Raw genomic sequence first — 16,896 nt, forward strand, 5'->3', positions numbered from 1 at the left:
GCGCAGGTGGGCCCCGAAGCCGACCTTGGCCCCGAGCCCCACCGCGGTCCCGAAGCCCAGGTGGACTCCGAAGTCCACCATGGCCCCGAATCCCACGGCGCCCTCGCCGACGAGCTGCTTGCCGTCCTCGATCCGCTGCCCTTCCCGAGCCGGATGCGGGAGCTGGCCGGGCGGGCGAGGGCGGCCAGTGCCGAGGGGCGGCTGGGTGCGCTGATCGAGGAGCTGGAGCGGCGCGGGGCGTACGAGCGGCGGCTGGCGGCCGTGGCCGCGGCCGCCGGTGGGCGGACCGGCCATCTCGCGGCGCGGCTCGCGGACCCGGACCCCGTGGTGCGGCACCGCGCCCTCGACACCGCCCGCCGCGGCGGCCCCGGCGCCATCCCGGACGACGCGCTGGCGGCGGCGTTCGAGGACGCGCCCGCCACCGTACGGCGCGCACTGGTGCGTACCGTCGTGGCCGGGCGGCGCACCGCGCTCGCGGACCGGCTGATCGAGCCGTTCCGGGAGCGCTGGGGCGACGGCGAGGCCGCCAGGCTGCTCCCCGGATGCGGGGCGGAGACCGTGGCGCGGCTGCTGCCCGGGCTGTTCCACGCCGTCCGCGCGTGGCGGCCCCTCGTCTCCCGCCATCCGGTAGCCGTCCTGGACGAGGCGGCGCGCCAACTCACCGCGCTGCCCACACTGCTGCGCGCCGACTGGTGGACCCGTTACGCGCCCTGTGTCGCGCTCGCCGCGCCCATCGAGCCGCAGCGGGTGCTGGAGCTGCTGGAGGACCACTGCCACGGCCCGCTGCCCGCCTCGGTACGGGCCCGGCTGTCCGTGCTGGTGGCCGCCGAGCCCGGCGGCGCGCTGCGGCTGCTGCTCGCCCCCGAGCACAGCGGCACCCGGCGCCGGCTGGACCGGGCCGTGCTGCGCCGGATCGTCCGCGCCGACCCGCCCGAGCTCGCCGAACTGGGCCGGGCCCTGCGGCACGACGCCGACGCCCTCGCCCGGCTGCTGGCCGCGCTGCCGCCCGCCCGCCGCGCCGCGTTCTACGACGCGGCCACCGATGGACGCGATCCCGCCCACGCCGTCATCGAACCCGCCGTACTCGAGGTCCTGCCGCGCCCCCGCCGCCAGGCCGAGGCCCGCCGGATGGCCGCCCAGGCGCGTGAGCGCGGCGCGCCCTGGACCACCGTGCTGGAGTCGGTGGCCCAGCTGCCGGTGGAGGAGGCGCGCGAGGAGTTGCTGGCCGCCGTGCGCCGCTCCTCGGCCGAGGACCGCGCCCTGGCCTACCCGCTGCTGATCCAGTGCGTCGCCCGCTCCGGCGACCCGGACGCCCTCACCGACCTGCTGCACCTGCTGGAGCGGCTGCGCAACGAGCAGGACCCGGTGCGCTCCGCGGCGCTCGGCGCGCTCGCCCGCACCCACCCCGCGCTGTTCACCGACGACGCCGCCGAGCATCTGGACCGCATCGCGGCCGAGGCGATCTCCGCCCGCGACTCGTCGTCCGCCACCCGCCAGGCGCTGCGCCACCTCGCCGTGGCGCTGCTGCGCGAACACGCCGTCACCGGGCGGCGGCAGCTCCTGGGCTGGGCGCTGCGCACCCTCACCCGGCTCGCGGGCAGCGTCGGCGCCGCCGACCTGGGCCGCCTCGACCACCAGTTGCGGCGCGGCCAGGAGCAGGCGGTGTCCGAGGCGCTGCGGCCCTGGCTGGAGGCGGGCGCCGAACGGGTCGACCACGAGCTGACCTTCGCCCTCGCCCGCTCCCTCGGCCGGCGCGCCCACACCCTGCCCGAGCTGCAGGAACTCCTGTGGCAGGCCATCTCGTTCGGCAGCGACACGACGGTCCGCACCGCCATCGGGCTGTGGCTGGAACCACCGGCGGAGCGGGACGCCCGCGTGGCCGAGCTGCTGACCCACGAACCCTCGGCGGCCGTGCTGCCGCCCGTCCTGGCCGTGCTGACCCGCCGTCGCACCGATCTGCTCGACCTCGTCCTCGACGACACCCCGCCGTACGGGCGCTTTCTGACCCCCGGCACCCACTGGACCCCGCCCACCGGCCGGAACACCGGCCGCTGGCTGCCCCGCCAACAGGCCGCCGCCGCCCGCCTCCTGGACCGCGCCGCCGCCGACACCTCCCTGCGGCCGCAGCAGCGGGCGGCCGCCGTCGCCGACGCCGCGCTGATCCCCGGCACGGGCGTGGCCACCGTCCGGACCTGGGCCGACGCCCCGGATGTGGTCCTGGCCGACGCCTCGGACGTGGTCCTGGCCGAGGCCGCGCTCGCCGCCCTCGCCCGGACCGACCGCCCCGGGGACGCCCTGCCCGCCCTGCTGGCCCACGCGGGCGGCGACCGGGCCCGGGTGGCGGTGTACGCGGCCACCAGAGCGGCCCGGTACGCCGAGCCGTCACGGCTGGGGCGGCTCATGCGCGGGGTGCTCGCGCCGGACGGGGTCGCCACGGCCGTACCGCCCGTCCCCGCGAAGGTCACCAGCCGTAAGGAGGCCGTCCGGCTCGCCGCCACCCTGCTCCCGGTGAGCGACGCCGCCGCGCTGCTCGCCGACGCCTTCGAACTGCCCGGCCAGCACCCCGATGTGCAGGCCGCCTGTGTCGCCTTCGCCACCCGGCCGCTCGACGCCGAACGCTCCTGGGAGCTGCTGACCGCCGCCGCGAGCGGACGGCGCGAACTGCGCCACGCCGTGCTGCGCACCCGTCCGCTGGACCTCCCCGAGGCGCACCGCGGCCGCTACGCCCAGCTCATACGCGTCGTCTGCGACACCGACGACCCCGAGGTGGCGGCGGCCGGATACGGGGCGCTGGCCGGGTGGTCACCGTGGGCGCCGGACGCGGCGGCCGTCCTGGTCGCGGCCGTCACCGACCTGGGCAACCGGGCGAGCTGGCGGCCCGCCGCCGACGCCCTGCTGGACCTGATGGCCGCGGCCGCTGACGGGTCGCCCGGCGACAACCCGCTGGCCTGGGCGCTCGCCGCGCTCGCCACCGCCGACGCCCGACCCGGCGGCCCCGACGCCGAACCCGACCGCGACCGCCCCGCCCGCCGCCGCATCGAGCACCTCGCCGACCGGCTCGCCACCCGGGCCCGGATGCGGCCCCGCGTGACCCGGCGCACCGCGCGGGCCGCCGGTGAACTCCTCGCCGGATACGAGACGTTCGTCCAGGAGGCCGCCCATGTGCTGGTGAACGCCCTCGACCTGGACGCCCGCCCCGGCCCGCTGTCCGCCGGACTCGCCCGCCTCGCCCGGCTGCACACCACCCGCCCCGCCCTCGCCGTCCGTACCGCCGACGCCCTGGGCCGACGGCTGAACACCGCGCTGCGGCCGGGCTCCGACGCCGGTCTGCTGCGTGCCGCGGGACAGCTCGACGAGGACGGAGGCCACGCCTCCGGGTTGTTCGCCGCGACCCTTACCGAGGTCGGCGGGGCGCGTACGGAATGGGCGGAGCCCTGGCGGGAGCGGCTGCGCTCGCTGCGCGGACATCCGCACGCGGATGTCCGGGACGCGGCGCTGCGGCTGACGACGACGGTGGAGTGAACAGGGTGTTGTCGGTGGCGTGAGGCGACGTCGTCGCCGGGTGCTCAGTCGCTCAGTCGCCTCACTCGCTCAGTGGCTCATTCGCTCGTGTGCCAGGAGCCGTCGGTGTAGTCGTAGGCGTACTGCGGGCGTCCCTTGATGCTGCTGGTGCGGAACGGCGAGCCGTGGTCGTCGATCCGCAGCGTCCCCGAGCGGCCGCCGCTCGTCCAGCCCAGCTCCAGGTACCAGCTACAGTCGCAGCCGGCCGTCCGGGCGTTGACGAGCAGCACCTCCGGGTCGGAGGCCGAGACGCGGTAGGGGAAGCTGACGGCGGGGATCGGCTTGCCCGCGTCGTTGCCCTCGGTGGGGTGGGCCAGCGGACGGGCGGCGTCCAGATTCACCGAGAAGGCGCGCGGGGTGAGAGAGCCCCCGCAGCCGTTGTCCATGGCGAACGACGACCACGTGAGCGGGGTGCGACGACCCACGACCCGTACGTGCAGGGCTTGCAGGACGACGGCCGATGAGGCGCGCCCCTCCACTGTGACCTCGACGTTGGTGGTCCCGCCGTGCACCGCGCCATGGGCGGCGGCCCAGGTCGGGGCGTCCTGCTCGGTGGGCGGCGGGGCGACCTCGGACGGGGGCCGGTCGATGAGATAGCGGTGGCCGCAGCCGTTCTCCCAGACATGGGAACGGGTGGAGAGAGTGAGCGGGACCTGGGTGGAGCCACCGCCGTCCGGGCCCTTGGAGGTGCCGGGCGCGGGGGAGCCGGAGGCGCCCCCATTGGCTCTCTGCTCCTTGCCGCGCTCGCCCTTACCGTCCTTACCGTCGCCGCGCGGTGCGCCGGACGCGTCGTCGCCGTCCGTCTTCTGACGGTCCAGATGTCCGCGGGCGGTCGGCCCGGCGTGCGGCGTGGACGAGGGGGCGGCGGAGGGCGGTGAGGCCGCCGCATCCTTACGGCCGTCCTCGCCGGGCGGCCGTACCTCGACCGCGGTGACGGCGAGCACGACGACGGCGGCGGCCCCGGCCAATAACGCCCACGGCCGCCGCGCCCGTGACACGACGGCGCTGCCGCCGTCGCTCCCGGGCACCGCCCGCAACCGCCTTCGTCCGGCGACCGCGGACCGGGCGTCGCCGGTGGGCGTGGACCGGTTGTTGCCCGTGGGCGCGGACTGGGCGTCGCCCGTGAGCGCGCCGGGCGGTTGGGCGTGTCCGGCCGACGCGGACGGGGTCTTGCCGCCGCCGGTCAGTTCGGCGGCGTGCCCGGGCTGCTGCCCGGCACCGTCCTGGTGCGCGCCACCCCGGCCGAGGACCGCCCGATCCGGCCCGGTGGCCCCTTCGGGGCGGCCCGGTGAGGGGTCGGGCTCGGTGGCGGCCGTCGCGTCGGCCGTGGTGCCGCCGTTCGTGGTGTCGGCTGTGGTGCTGTTCGTGGAGGCGGCTTCGGCGGATGTGGATGGGCGGGCGGTGGTGGTCTGCGCGTGGTTGGCGGCCCCGACTTCGGTGGCCTTCGCGCGGTGTTCGGGTCGGACTTCGGTGGCCTCATCCGGAGGAGGGGCCGTCACCGAGTCCGGGCCGGACGTGGCAGCGAGCCCCGGACGACGGCCGGCGGCCGGGCGGGCGTCGGGCGACGCGGCGCTCTCGGATGCGTCCGACGCCGACGCCGCCGATGTCTCCGACGGATCGTCCGTTCCCGCCGGGTCGTCGGCGCCTTCTCGCTTGTCTGCTGACCGCTGTGACTCACCGTCAGCAGGCCGCGCATCCGCCTCGCGACGCGCTGCGCCGTCCGCGGCCGGTCGGCCGACCGCGCTCTCGCGATCGGCCTCCCGCCCGGTGCCCTCTGCGGACCGCGTGTCCGCCTTCCGCTCGGTGCCGTCCGCGGACTGCGCGTCCGTCTCCCGCCCGGCGCCGTCAGCAGGCCGCGCGTCCGTCTCCCGCGCGGTGCCGTCCGCGGCCGGGCGGCCGGTCGCGCTCTCGCGATCGGCCTCGCGTGCGCGGCGTCTGGAGGCGTCCGCGAGGATCCAGCGGCGGTGGAGGGCGAGCAGTTCCACCGGGGTGGCGCCGCACAGCCGGGCAAAGCGCTCGACGGAGGCGTACTCCGCCGGGACCGCGTCGCCGTTGCAGTAGCGGTGCAGCGTGGACGTGCTGACGTGCAGTCGTGTGGCCAGCGAGCCGTAGCTGCGGCCCGAACGCTCCTTCAGCGCCCGCAGTCTCTCGGCGAAATCCTCAACCTCTTTGGCGTTCCCCACGCCCACCACCCCCCCATATCGTCCCCGGCACCGCGACTTCGTCCCGTGGGCGTTCCGCGGGCGCGTTCCAGGGTGCTGTCATACCCCCAAGTCAGCGTACGTGCAGGCATTCCAGCGTCCCGCATGCCCCGCCGGTCGTAGCGGCCACGGCCAGGTGGCGCACACGCTTGTCCTGCCGCCGCGACCTCCCGGTGCGGCGGCGGACCTGCACAGATGCTGAGATCGGGAAGAGACGAGGAAACACCTCATGCGCAAGCCCACGCACTCATTCCGCGGCGCCGCGCTCGGCGTCGTGGCCGCGGCCGCCGTCGTGGCCGTGGCCGGGACCGGGCCGGCCCAGGCCCACGCACCATCGGACCGGGCGGAGGCGCAGGCGGCCGCACCCCAGGGCACCCCCGGCCACCTCGTGCCGAGGGAGCTCCCGCCGCATTCGAGTTCGGACTGGTACGCCAGTGATGTCACGCCGGGCCTGCCCGAGACCCCTCCGTTCTGCGTGGAGAAGACCCTGCCGTCGGCCGGGGCGACCCATCGCACGTTCTGGACCGAGTACGACACCGGCGCCACGGAGATCGTGGTCAGGACCGGCACGGTGGAGGCGGCCCGCAAGCTCGCCGCCGCGGCCGAGAAGAAGATCCAGAACTGCGCCGCGGACTGGGGCCGCGACTACCCGCAGGGCACCGCCTCAGGGCGGGACTACGGCGCGCTGACGGCCGAGGACGGCGCCCATGTCTACGGCGTCCACACCTCGTACCCGGACTCGGAGCCCGGCATCCACCTCTTCGGGGTGGGGCGCGACGGCCGGACCGTCACCGTCGTGTCGTGGGGCGAGATGGGCGGCTACGACCAGGCCCCGGTGGCCGACTTCAAGCGGACCACCACGACGGCCGTGGTCAAGCTGTACCACCCGTGAGCAGGCCCTGACGGAGCCCTGACGAAAGGGCGGCGCGGGGGCTGAGGGGCCGAGGGCAGACGGGGGCGATGCGGCCTCAGGGGCCGACGGGGGCGAACGGGGGGCCATGCGGCCTAAGGCCGACGAGGGGTACACGCCCAAGGAGGCCGAAGGGGACACAGCCAGACGGGGGCCGATGGGGGACGTGACCCGAGGAGCTGACGGGGGGTAAGACGGCCCGAGGGGGCCAACGCGGACGTGGCCAGACAGGGGCGACGGGGGACGCGGCCCGAGGGGACCGACGGGGGCACGGCCAGACGGGGGTCGACGGGGGCGTGGCCCGAGGGGGCTGACGGGGGGACGTGGCTCAAGAAGGGCCGACGGGGGCAAGCCAGACGGGGGCGACGGGGCACACGGCCTGAGGGGCTGACGGGGGGTGAGGTGGCCCGAGGGGGCCGATAGAGGGCGTGGCCCGAGGGGGCCGACGAAGGACTCGGCCCGAGGAGGCCGACAGGGGGTCACATGGCCCGACGGGCCGACGGGGGTGACAGGTCCGAGGGGCCAACGGGGGAATGGGACCGGTGGCGGCTACGCGTACACACGGGGGTACGCGTGGTCGCCATCTCCGCGTGTCCCGGGCCCTGCCATGTCCCCTACGGAGGCGAGGGGCCCTGGGACGGCCGAGACCCGGGGCCGGGCCTGCCGTGTCCTGTACGGAGGCGAGGGGCCCTGGGACGGCAGGGACCCGGGGCCGGGCCTGCCGTGTGCCGTGCGGAGGCGATGGGTCCTGGGGCGGTAGGAGCCCAGGGGCCCTGCCGTATCCCGTACGGAGGCAACGGGCCCTGGGGCGGTCGCGCCCCAGGGAAGACGACGTGTCCGGCTCCGCCGGAACCTCGGGGCGGAGGGTCGATCATGGGTGCACGTGGCGGCTATGGTCGAGGTACGCCGCCCCACCGGAACGCCCGACCGTCGGAGGTTCTCATGCCGAACGGCTCGCTCTCCCTCGCCGCCTCCCTCTACCTGCTCTCCTACGACGCCGAGACCGGCATGCCCACCGGTGCTCACACCGCCCTCCTCGTCCGCGCCGCCGCCCTTACCGAACTCGTTCAGCGGGGCATGCTCATCGACACCGACGGCAGCCCCTGCCCGGTGGCCGACGCCGCCACGGGGGACCGGGCGCTGGACGGGCTGCTGGAGCTGATCGGCGAATCCCGACCGCGAAGCTGGCAGATCTGGGTGGGACATCAGCCGCGGCTGACGGAACACGCGGTCCGCGACCAGATGGTGGCGGCCGGATATGTGCGGGCGAAGGGGAGGCGGGTGCTGGGGCTGTTCCGGGCCAAGGAGTACACGCTGGAACGGCCCGATCAGGTGGCCGGGATGCGGGATGACGCGGTGCGCGTACTGCACGGCGAGCAGTCGGCGGCCGAAGTGTCCGAACGGGACGCGGCGTTGGTCACCCTGGCGGCGGCGGGCGAGCTGCGGGCCGTGGTGACGGCCACGGACGCCAAGGTCCGCAAGCACCGGATCCTCGAACTGGGGGAGCGCTGCGGGGGCAGGGGGCCGGTACTGGAGAAGGTGATCGCCCAGGTGCGCACGGCGCTCGCCGCCGCCGTCGCCACGGCCATGCTGGCGGCGACCACGACCGCAACCGCCACCTGACCCCCTCACCATAAGGCCGGGCTCGAGCGCCTGTAGGGGCTCACGGGTGTCCGCCGTACAGACTCACGGGTGTCCGCCGTACAGACTCACGGGTGTCCGCCGTACGGGCTTCACGGTGTGCGCGTACGGGCTCACGGGGTCCGTAAGGGCGAGCTCACAGGTGTCCGTACGGACGGGGCCTCCACGTGTCCGTACGGGCGGTCTCGCGGGTGTCCGTACGGACAGGCTCACTGGTCCGTACGGGCGGGCTCACACGTCAGGTGTCCGTACCGGCTCAGGCGTCTCTCAGCAGCGACGCCAGCCCCTGGTCCAGGTCGAGCTCCCCGGCCTCGCTGCCCTCGGGGACGATGGCGTACGAGCGGCCGAGGAATCTGCGGAGATCCGCGGTGTCGAACTGGACCATGGCCATGCCCTCGGGGGCATGGAACTCCAGAACTGTCCGCCGCGGTCCGCACGGCCACATCTGCACATCCCCGCTCCCCGCCGGGCCGCGCAGCCCGGCCGAGAGCAGTTCCCGCCCGAACGTCCACTCCACGGCGGAGCCGTCGAGGGACGCGGAGGGCGGGAACGAGACGCGGACGGCGAACGGGTCGTCCCGCTCATAACGCAGGCACGCCGGAATCGCGCGTGACTCGGGCGTCGACGCGATGAGCTGTGCCTGGACGGCTTGATCGATGACAGTGGTCACGTCGGCTCCCTTGCGATAGGTGCGGGGCGCGTCGCCCTTTCGAGGGTTAAGACGTTTGGGCGATCAGGGCAGTGCACCCGCTTTCGACGTGACGTGCGTCACGAGGGATTTTTCGAGGGGACATACAGCATTTAGGCTTGCCAAACCATGCAAGGTCTCGGGGTGCCGTGCGGAGCTGTTACAGAACGGCGGCAGTGACGAGGCACCCACCCCAGGGGTTGTTCCACCATGACCGAAGGTCACGCGCCGCTCGACGCGGCCGCCTACAGCCGTATCTACGAAGCCGAATATTCGCGTCTGTGCGGATATGCCCGAACTCTCACCGGTAACCCCTGGGTTGCCGGGGACCTGGTGGCCGAGGCGCACTACAGCGTGTGGCGCCGGCTGCGTGCCGGGCACCCGCTCGGTGCCGACGCCGTCCCCGCCGAGCTGACGAGCGCCGTAAGGGAGCTCTCGGCCGGGGCGGGGGGCTGGGGTCCGGCACAGCAGGCGTCGTACCTCGAACCGCTCGTGCAGGTCCTCCATGAGCTTCCGCAGCGCTGGGTGAAGGCGCTCTGGCTCGCCGAGGTGGACGGGCTGCCGCCCCAGGAGGTGGCGTGGCGGACCGGGGTCAGCCCGGACGGCGCGGCGGCCCTGGTGGAGCGGGTCCAGGGGAGCGTGCGCCAGGAGTTCCTGCGCGCCCAGCCCGGCTATCCGGCGAGCGCCGCGTGCGGTGAGCACTGGGAGCGGCTGCCCGGCCATGTGCAGGGCGCGGACTCCCCGGATCAGGCCGAGCGGATCGCCGTGCACATCGACGGCTGCCGGGACTGCCGGGGCCGGATGGAGCAGCTCGTCGCGGCCGACGACCGGCTGCCCGCGCTGACCGGCCCGGCGCTGCTGGCGCTGTACGACCGGGGCATGGCGCGCTTCCTGGCGCCCCTGGCGGCCGCCGCCGCGGTGGGCGCCGTAGGGGCGGCCGGGGTGGGCGTCCTGGCGGCCGGCGGTGCGCACGCGGCCCCCTCGAACGGCCCGCTGGTCTCCTCCCGCCGTTCCATGCGCCATCTCGTCCGCGGGCAGGTGCGCCAGGCGGGGCCGGTGGCGGTCGCGGCGGCCGCTGGCGGGGTGCTGCTGGTCGCGGGGGCGGCGGGCATGACGGGGCTCGCGCTGACGGACGGCGGCTCGGCGGAAGCCCAGCAACCGGCCGGAGCGTCGGCGCCGTCCATATCGGACACATCCGACTCCTCCGATTCATCCAGCTCTTCCGCTTCGTCCGGCTCGTCGTCGGCCTCGGGCACGTCCGCCACGTCCGGGGCCTCGCGGCACTCGGGCGGGTCGCGGGCGGGGACTCCGGGGGAGGCGTCCCGCAACCGGCCGTCCACGTCGAGCGTGCCCACGGGGCACTCTCCGGCGGATGTGCCGTCCAGCGCCGTCTCGCCCTCGCGAAAGACGCCCTCTTCCTCCGCTTCGCCCTCGTCACGGCCGTCTTCGCCCGACTCGCCCTCTTCATCCGCTTCCTCCTCCCCGTCGGGCAGCCCGTCGCACCAGCCGACCGACGAGCCGACCGGGAAGCCCACGGACGGCGGGACCAAGGACCCGGAGGGCACCCCGAGCGGACAGCCCACGGACGAGCCGACGCAGCAGCCCACGGAGGAGCCGACGCAGCGCCCCACGGCCAAGCCGGCCGACCCGGGCTCCGACGACTCCCGCGGCTGCGTCTCGCTGGTGGTCCGGCTCTGCGTGCGCTGACCCCGTCCCGGGGCCGAGATCCGGGCGGGGACCTTTCGCGTTCTGCGGATGTCACTCTCCGCGCGGCCGACCGCCTCCGCACCGTCACGCCTGAGTGAACGGACCAGCCTTTCCCTGGGCCGTGGGGACGCCGTGGCTCTACTCTCGACGTATGGGTACCAGCGTCGGGGAACGGCTCCGGGAAGTACGCAAGCGGCGGGGCCTGTCGCAACGTGAGTTGGCCCAGGAGAGCGGCGTGTCACTCTCCTGGATTCGGAAACTGGAGCAAGGTACCGAGACGGACACCCGCCTGGAGACGGCCCGGAAGCTGGCCCATACGCTCCGGGTGTCCACCAGTTACCTGGTGGCGGAGTCGTCGGAGCCTGGGGCCGACACGGCCACCGTGGACCGCTGGGCCCCTGTTCGCCGGGCCCTGGAGCAACCGGCCCGCGCGGACGGTCTGGAGGACGCCCCCACCGTGGCGGGCGTGAAGGAAGCCCTGGACGCGGCCATGCCGTTGTTCAAGGGGGACCGCTTCACGGAGCTGGGGACCATCCTTCCCCGGTTGCTGCGGGAGGCGGACATCCTGGCGGAGGTGGACCCCGACGGCCGCGCGGTCCGCGTCCGGCTCCTCCAGTTAACCGGATGGCTCATGGTCCAGACACGCCAGTTCGGAGCGGCGAACCTGGCCCTGGACCTGGCCTTGGACATGTCGGCCGACCGGCTCCAGGGAGCGTCCACGGTCAACACGATGTGTTGGCTACTCCTCCGCCAGGGGAAGCTGACGGAGGCCCGGGAGCTGGCCGTCCAGTGGGCGGACGACACGGAGCCACGCATGTCCCGTGCCACCCCGGAGGAGCTGTGTACCTGGGGGTGGTTGCTGCTCCGCGTCTCCGCCGCATCCGTCCGGGACAACCGACCGGGGGAGGCCCGGGACGCCCTCCGCCTGGCCCACTCGGCGGCCGTGGTCCTGGGGCGGGAGTACCAGCCCAGGGAGGACTTCCTGCGCACGTTCGGCCCCGCGACCGTGGCCCTGAAGCGGACCGAAAACGCGGGCATCGTGGATCGGCCGGACCGCGTGCTGGACCTGGCGGCCAAGATCCCCACGGACACGCTCCGGCCCACGTCCAACAACCGCAACCGCCACCGGCTGGACGTGGCCGACGCGTACGCCAAGACCCGCCGGTACGCGGAGGCCGTGGGGGAGCTGAACACCATCTGGCAGAACTCCCCGGAGTGGCTGCCCACCCAGCGGTACGCGCGGGACATCCTGGGCCGGGTGATCCAAAAGCGACGGACGCTCACGCCGGACATGCGGGTCCTGGCCGACGTCATCGGGGTGCCCATGTAACGCCCGGGGGTACTGCCGCATGACGCCCCATCAAAGTGTCATTGATGGGGCGTCGTTGCGTCTCCAGCGTGCTGGTCATGGCAACTACCGAGAGGGGCCAGGGAGTAACGGCCGGTAGCGAAGCGCCGGAAGGTGGCCAGTTGGTCCGCGACGGTCGGCAACACTCGGATCAGGAGGAACGCGGCATGACGAACGTACAGATCTACACGGCGGCCGGTGGCGACGGTGACGGCGACGGCCACCCCGGTACTCCCTGGACCCCGCCCCAGGACCCCCCGTCCCCCGACGGTGACACCCCGCCCGGCGACGGGACGCACCGCAAGTGACGCTCAACCCTGCGCAGGTGGACCGCCCCAGCCGCAAGGAGCTGGGGCGGGCCCTCCTTGAAACGCATTCGCTGGCGTCGGACTGGGCCCCGACATTCGCGGCCGTGGACCGGGCCGTATTCTTGCCCGCCCTGATGTGGCCGTTCGACATGGACAAGGGGGAGAGCGTTCCCGTGGACCGGGACATGAACTCGGACGCGTGGTATGCCGCAGCGGACAGCAACGTCCCGATCGTGACCCAGTGGGATGACGGTAAGCACATGGGTACCGCCCCGGGGAAGGTGTCCACCAGTTCCTCCTCCATGCCCTCCGTCGTGTACGCGATGCTCCAGGCCCTGGAAGTGGACGCGGGCATGAAGGTTCTGGACGTGGGCACGGGCACGGGCGAAACGGCCGGCGCTCTGGCGTACCGCCTCGACGCCCAGAACGTCACCACGATTGAGGTCGACCGGGCCGTCTCGGCGCGGGCCCGGGAACGGCTCTGCGCGGCGGGACTGCACCCGGAGGTTGTCGTGGGTGACGGGTTCGCGGGTTGCGCGGACCGCGCGCCGTATGACCGCATCCTGGCCACCGTCGGACTCCGGGAAATCCCAGGGGCGTGGATTGAGCAGACCCGGCCGGGCGGCCTCATCGTCGCCCCATGGGGGACGCACTACTCCCATGCGGATGCCGTGGCCCGCCTGTCGGTGAAGGACGGGCAAGCGTCAGGGCACTTCACGCGCCCCGTGGAGTTCATGAAGCTACGCGCACAACGGCTCTCCCTGGCCGAACATGCGGAGTACGCCCCGCCGGACGCGATGGAAAGAGCCGACGCGTCCACCACGGCAATCACGGAAGCGGAGTTCGTCACCGGCAAGTACACGGCCGTTCCGTTCGCTCTGGGCCTCCGCGTGCGGGACTGCACCCAGGCCGTGGCAGACAAGCGCGAGGATGCGCGGCCGGTGTGGTTCTACGGGCTGAGTGACCGGTCCTGGGCGTGTGTGATGTTCCGCGACGGACAGGCGGAGGCCCGCGTCTGGCAGTCAGGGCCCCGCCGGTTGTGGGACGAGGTGGAGACGGCCTACCGGTGGTGGGTCGGTCACGGCGAACCGGACCACACCCGGTTTGGCCTCACTGTCACGCCGGAGGGACAACGGGCGTGGCTTGACGACCCGGCGGAGTCCTGGGCCGTGTGACGCGATGACCGGCCCCGGTCGCCTGCTCCCCGGTGGCGGACGGCCGGGACACTTTGCGTTCCGTGTCCGTTGTCCGGCCAGGACCGGCCGGTGGCGTCGTGTCCGCCGTGACCGGTGGCCCCGTGGCCGTGACCAGCGGGCCGGTGGCCGTGGCTCCTGTCAGGACGTGGGCCGGGTTCCGACCGGCCAAGCGTTGGCCCCTCCCTGGGTGTGGTCGCCGGGGCGTCATTCTTCCAGCGCCAATTACGGACTGTGTCAATGGTGTTGCCCTCCGGCGCGTAAGCTCGAAACAGGCCAATCGTCCCCGTGGGATCACCGGGGGCACGGAGGGATGACCCATGTCTTTTCGGTCACGCGAACTCTTCCCCGACCGCTCCGCACGCGACCTGTTGGGCGCCGAGATCCGCCGCCACCGCGAGAAGGCGGACATGTCGCTGCGGCGGCTGTCCGAGGTGCTGAACTACAGCAAGTCCCACCTCGCGCGGATCGAGGCGGCGGAGTCGCTGCCGTACGACGACCTACCGGCGAAGCTGGACGCGTGCTTCGGCACGGATGGGTTATTCGCGAGGCTGTACGCGCTCGCGAAGAACGAGCCGTTCCCGGGTAAGTACCGGCGAATGATCGAGTTGGAGAGCCAAGCGGTCGTCATTGAGAAGTACGTCGGCGCCACCTTCCCGGGGCTGCTGCAAACCCCTGAGCTCGCCGAGCACTCTTTGCGCTGTGGATTCCCCCACGCTCCCGACGCGGAGATTCAGGCAATGGTCAAGGCTCGTATCGATCGGCAGGTGTTGCTGGACCGGGCCAAGCCGCCGCGTTGCTGGTTCATTCTCGACGAGGCTGTGCTGTATCGCCCGGTCGGCGGACCAGCGGTGATGCGTGATCAACTGTCGTCTCTGCTCGAGCGCGGGACGCAGTCCCACGTCACCATTCAGGTGCTGCCCTTCTCGGCGGGCGGACACATTGAGGCAGGCGGTTCACTGACTCTCTTCACGGCGCACGGCGAGTCGCCGGTGGCGTACGACGAGAGCAGCCAGTCCGGAATGATCATCGAGGATCAGGAGGATGTCGCGCAACGCAGGGAGAACTACGATTTGCTCAGGGCCATGGCCCTCTCGCCCCGCGACTCCGAGGCGATGATCCGAGCCGTGATGGAGGACTGGACCCCATGCCAACCACCCCGGACCTGAGCACTGCCGCGTGGCGCAAGAGCAGCTACAGCAACAACAACGGCGGCGACTGCGTCGAGGTCGCCGACAACCTCCCGGGCCTCGTCCCCGTCCGTGACTCCAAGAACCCCCACGGCCCCGCCCTCATATTCGCTGCCGGATCATGGGCCACGTTCATCGCAAGCCTCAAGATGGGCTGACCTCATGCCAACCACTCCGGACCTGAGCACTGCCGCGTGGCGCAAGAGCAGTTACAGCAATGGTGACGGGGGCGACTGCGTCGAGGTCGCCGACAACCTTCCGGGCCTCGTCCCGGTCCGTGACTCCAAGTGCCCCGATGGTCCGGCTCTCATGTTCCCCGCCGGATCGTGGGCCACGTTCATCGCCTCTCTCAAGGCATAAGGTCAAACGGCTCCTTACGGCCGCTCCTGGCGGTGCTCGGCCAGGGCCGTGGCCGTGCGGGTGGCCAGGAACTCGGTGATCGTGTACTCGCCGATGCCCGCGACGATGAAGGGGTCGCTCGCCACCATCTCCTCGATCCTCGCCCGGTCGTCGCCGAGAGCCAGGATGACCCCGCCGTCGCGGGGGTTCTTGGGGCCGGAGGCGAGGAACGTGCCGTTCGCGAAGTGGTCGTCCACCCAGGCGAGGTGTTCGGGGCGGGCGGCCTCGACGCGGTCGGCCGAGGCGGTGTAAGTGATCTCCAGTACGAACATGACGTGCAGGCTAGTAACGTGAGCCACACGATGACCAGCGCCGTCGATCCACGATATGAGCTGCCCCGCGACTGGCCTACGACCGAGGCCGAGGCCATCGCCGTCCAGGAGCGGACGCGGGCGTCCGTGGTCGTCGGCGGGGAACTGCCCGAGCCGGGCACCGGCACCGGCGCGCTCGTCGGAGTGGACGTGGCGTACGACGACGAGCGCGACCTGGTCGCGGCCGCCGCCGTCGCTCTGGACGCCAGTGACCTCGCCGTCGTCGCGGAGGCGACCGCGGTCGGCCGGGTCACCTTCCCGTACGTCCCCGGGCTGCTGGCGTTCCGTGAGATCCCGGCCGTCCTCGACGCGCTCGGCGACCTCGACCGGCGGCTCGGCCGCCGCCCCGACCTGGTGGTGTGCGACGGCTACGGCCTCGCCCACCCCCGCCGGTTCGGGCTGGCCAGCCATCTCGGGGTGCTTACCGGGCTGCCCACCATCGGCGTCGCCAAGAACCCGTTCGGCTTCCGGCACGCCGACCCGGGGCCGCTCCGCGGCGACTGGTCACCGCTGCTCGACGGGGCCGAGGAGGTCGGCCGGGCGCTGCGCACCCGCGACGGTGTGAAGCCGCTCTTCGTCTCCGTCGGCCATCGGGTGACCATCGCGGACGCCTGCGCGTACACCCTGCATCTGGCCCGCGACTTCCGGCAGCCCGAGACGACACGGCGCGCGGACGCGCTGTGCCGCCGGGCCCTGAAAGCCGCCGGGGCCGCAGCAGCCGCGGAGATGTGAAGCGGCCCTCGGGCCGAAGCAGCCCCTCGGGCCGAAGCAGCTCCCGGGGGCCGAAGCAGCTCCGGGGGCGTGACAGGAGCCGCCGGGCCTGAAAGAGCCCGGTCGGCCTCTCCGTCAGAGCGCTGTCAGAGCGCGGCCAGAGCGCCGTCAGAGCGCGGTCAGAACGCCCTCACGGCGCCGTCAGACCCGCCGCGTCTCGGCCAGGAAGCAGCCGAACTCGACGGCGCGCACATGCACCGCTGCCACCTGCGGGTCCGCGTACAGCTCGGCCAGCCCCTCCTCGATCGTCGGCTCGCCGTCGTTCAGCAGCCGGCCGCCGAGGATGTTGCCCTCGGCGGAGTACGCCCGCAGCACCCGCCGCTCGCCCGGGATGCCTTCCGCGATCCCGGGGCCGGTCCAGCCGTCGCACTCCTCGGGGTGGATGAACACCGGGCCGACCTCGTCGTACGGGCCGGGCCTGGCACCCGTCTCCCGCGCCCAGCGGCGCAGCGGGGCGTAGGAGACGAGCGCGATGGTCTCGTACGGCCGGCTCCGGCCCAGGCAGCAGCGCATCGGGCTGCCACCCTCCTCGTCGTCCACCACCGCGCGCGGCGGGTTTCCCGCGTCGTCCTTGATCCGCAGCTGCTTCAGCACCTCGGGCGCGATGGCCCGCATCTCGTAGTTCTCGCTCATGCTTTCCAGACTGGCCGGTGGGCCGCCGGAGTGCT

At 73.4% G+C, this 16,896-nt stretch carries 15 protein-coding genes; 11 read left to right on the top strand and 4 right to left on the bottom strand.

Annotated features, from left to right (window positions below; genetic code table 11):
* Window positions 1-153: 153 nt before the first annotated feature.
* Complete coding sequence (locus tag STRVI_RS12515; RefSeq protein WP_050993931.1) at window positions 154-3,522, top strand: hypothetical protein; 3,369 nt, start codon at window positions 154-156, stop codon at window positions 3,520-3,522.
* A 77-nt stretch (window positions 3,523-3,599) separates the two neighbouring features.
* On the opposite strand, the gene STRVI_RS54210 is transcribed toward STRVI_RS12515, so the two are convergent.
* Window positions 3,600-5,744 (bottom strand): transcriptional regulator, encoded by a 2,145-nt coding sequence (locus STRVI_RS54210; protein WP_251982611.1) that lies wholly within the window; start codon window positions 5,742-5,744, stop codon window positions 3,600-3,602.
* A gap of 247 nt (window positions 5,745-5,991) precedes the next feature.
* On the opposite strand from STRVI_RS54210, the gene STRVI_RS12530 reads away from it, so the two are divergent.
* Together STRVI_RS12530 and STRVI_RS12535 are read left to right on the top strand one after the other, a co-directional pair.
* Window positions 5,992-6,654 carry a hypothetical protein gene (locus STRVI_RS12530; protein ID WP_014056010.1) on the top strand — a complete coding sequence of 221 codons (663 nt, stop codon included), beginning with the start codon at window positions 5,992-5,994 and terminating at the stop codon, window positions 6,652-6,654.
* Between the two features lie 960 nt (window positions 6,655-7,614).
* Window positions 7,615-8,295, top strand: coding sequence for a GOLPH3/VPS74 family protein (locus tag STRVI_RS12535; RefSeq protein WP_014056011.1), 681 nt, complete (start codon window positions 7,615-7,617; stop codon window positions 8,293-8,295).
* A gap of 274 nt (window positions 8,296-8,569) precedes the next feature.
* Here the strand turns inward: STRVI_RS12535 and STRVI_RS12540 are convergent, their stop codons facing one another.
* Window positions 8,570-8,983: an SsgA family sporulation/cell division regulator gene (locus STRVI_RS12540; RefSeq protein WP_014056012.1), complete on the bottom strand. Its 414-nt coding sequence runs from the start codon at window positions 8,981-8,983 to the stop codon at window positions 8,570-8,572.
* Window positions 8,984-9,211: 228 nt separating this feature from the next.
* On the opposite strand from STRVI_RS12540, the gene STRVI_RS46285 reads away from it, so the two are divergent.
* From STRVI_RS46285 to STRVI_RS12570, 7 genes are all read left to right on the top strand, one after another.
* Window positions 9,212-10,708 (top strand): sigma-70 family RNA polymerase sigma factor, encoded by a 1,497-nt coding sequence (locus STRVI_RS46285; protein ID WP_014056013.1) that lies wholly within the window; start codon window positions 9,212-9,214, stop codon window positions 10,706-10,708.
* Between the two features lie 151 nt (window positions 10,709-10,859).
* Window positions 10,860-12,038, top strand: a complete 1,179-nt coding sequence (locus STRVI_RS12550) for a helix-turn-helix domain-containing protein (protein ID WP_043235830.1) — start codon at window positions 10,860-10,862, stop codon at window positions 12,036-12,038.
* Between the two features lie 185 nt (window positions 12,039-12,223).
* Window positions 12,224-12,364, top strand: a complete 141-nt coding sequence (locus STRVI_RS52605) for a hypothetical protein (RefSeq protein WP_014056015.1) — start codon at window positions 12,224-12,226, stop codon at window positions 12,362-12,364.
* The gene (locus STRVI_RS12555) at window positions 12,361-13,539 is read left to right on the top strand and encodes a methyltransferase domain-containing protein (RefSeq protein ID WP_014056016.1); all 1,179 of its coding nucleotides are present in this window, start codon (window positions 12,361-12,363) and stop codon (window positions 13,537-13,539) included. Before STRVI_RS52605 ends, STRVI_RS12555 begins: the two co-directional genes overlap by 4 nt.
* 338 nt (window positions 13,540-13,877) lie before the next feature.
* Complete coding sequence (locus tag STRVI_RS12560; RefSeq protein WP_014056017.1) at window positions 13,878-14,726, top strand: helix-turn-helix domain-containing protein; 849 nt, start codon at window positions 13,878-13,880, stop codon at window positions 14,724-14,726.
* Entirely contained in the window at window positions 14,705-14,905 is a 201-nt protein-coding gene (locus STRVI_RS12565; protein WP_014056018.1) for a DUF397 domain-containing protein, read from the top strand. Before STRVI_RS12560 ends, STRVI_RS12565 begins: the two co-directional genes overlap by 22 nt.
* A gap of 4 nt (window positions 14,906-14,909) precedes the next feature.
* A complete protein-coding gene (locus STRVI_RS12570; RefSeq protein WP_014056019.1) occupies window positions 14,910-15,107 on the top strand; it encodes a DUF397 domain-containing protein in 198 nt (65 codons plus the stop codon).
* A 14-nt stretch (window positions 15,108-15,121) separates the two neighbouring features.
* Here STRVI_RS12570 and STRVI_RS12575 read toward each other — a convergent pair whose 3' ends face one another.
* Window positions 15,122-15,418, bottom strand: coding sequence for a YciI family protein (locus tag STRVI_RS12575; RefSeq protein ID WP_014056020.1), 297 nt, complete (start codon window positions 15,416-15,418; stop codon window positions 15,122-15,124).
* 30 nt (window positions 15,419-15,448) lie between these two features.
* On the opposite strand from STRVI_RS12575, the gene STRVI_RS12580 reads away from it, so the two are divergent.
* Window positions 15,449-16,189 (top strand): endonuclease V, encoded by a 741-nt coding sequence (locus STRVI_RS12580; RefSeq protein ID WP_014056021.1) that lies wholly within the window; start codon window positions 15,449-15,451, stop codon window positions 16,187-16,189.
* A 180-nt stretch (window positions 16,190-16,369) separates the two neighbouring features.
* On the opposite strand, the gene STRVI_RS12585 is transcribed toward STRVI_RS12580, so the two are convergent.
* Window positions 16,370-16,861 carry a DUF1203 domain-containing protein gene (locus STRVI_RS12585; protein WP_043235834.1) on the bottom strand — a complete coding sequence of 164 codons (492 nt, stop codon included), beginning with the start codon at window positions 16,859-16,861 and terminating at the stop codon, window positions 16,370-16,372.
* Between the last annotated feature and the right edge of the window lie 35 nt (window positions 16,862-16,896).

The organism is Streptomyces violaceusniger Tu 4113, from assembly GCF_000147815.2.
Classification (GTDB): Bacteria; Actinomycetota; Actinomycetes; order Streptomycetales; family Streptomycetaceae; genus Streptomyces; species Streptomyces violaceusniger_A.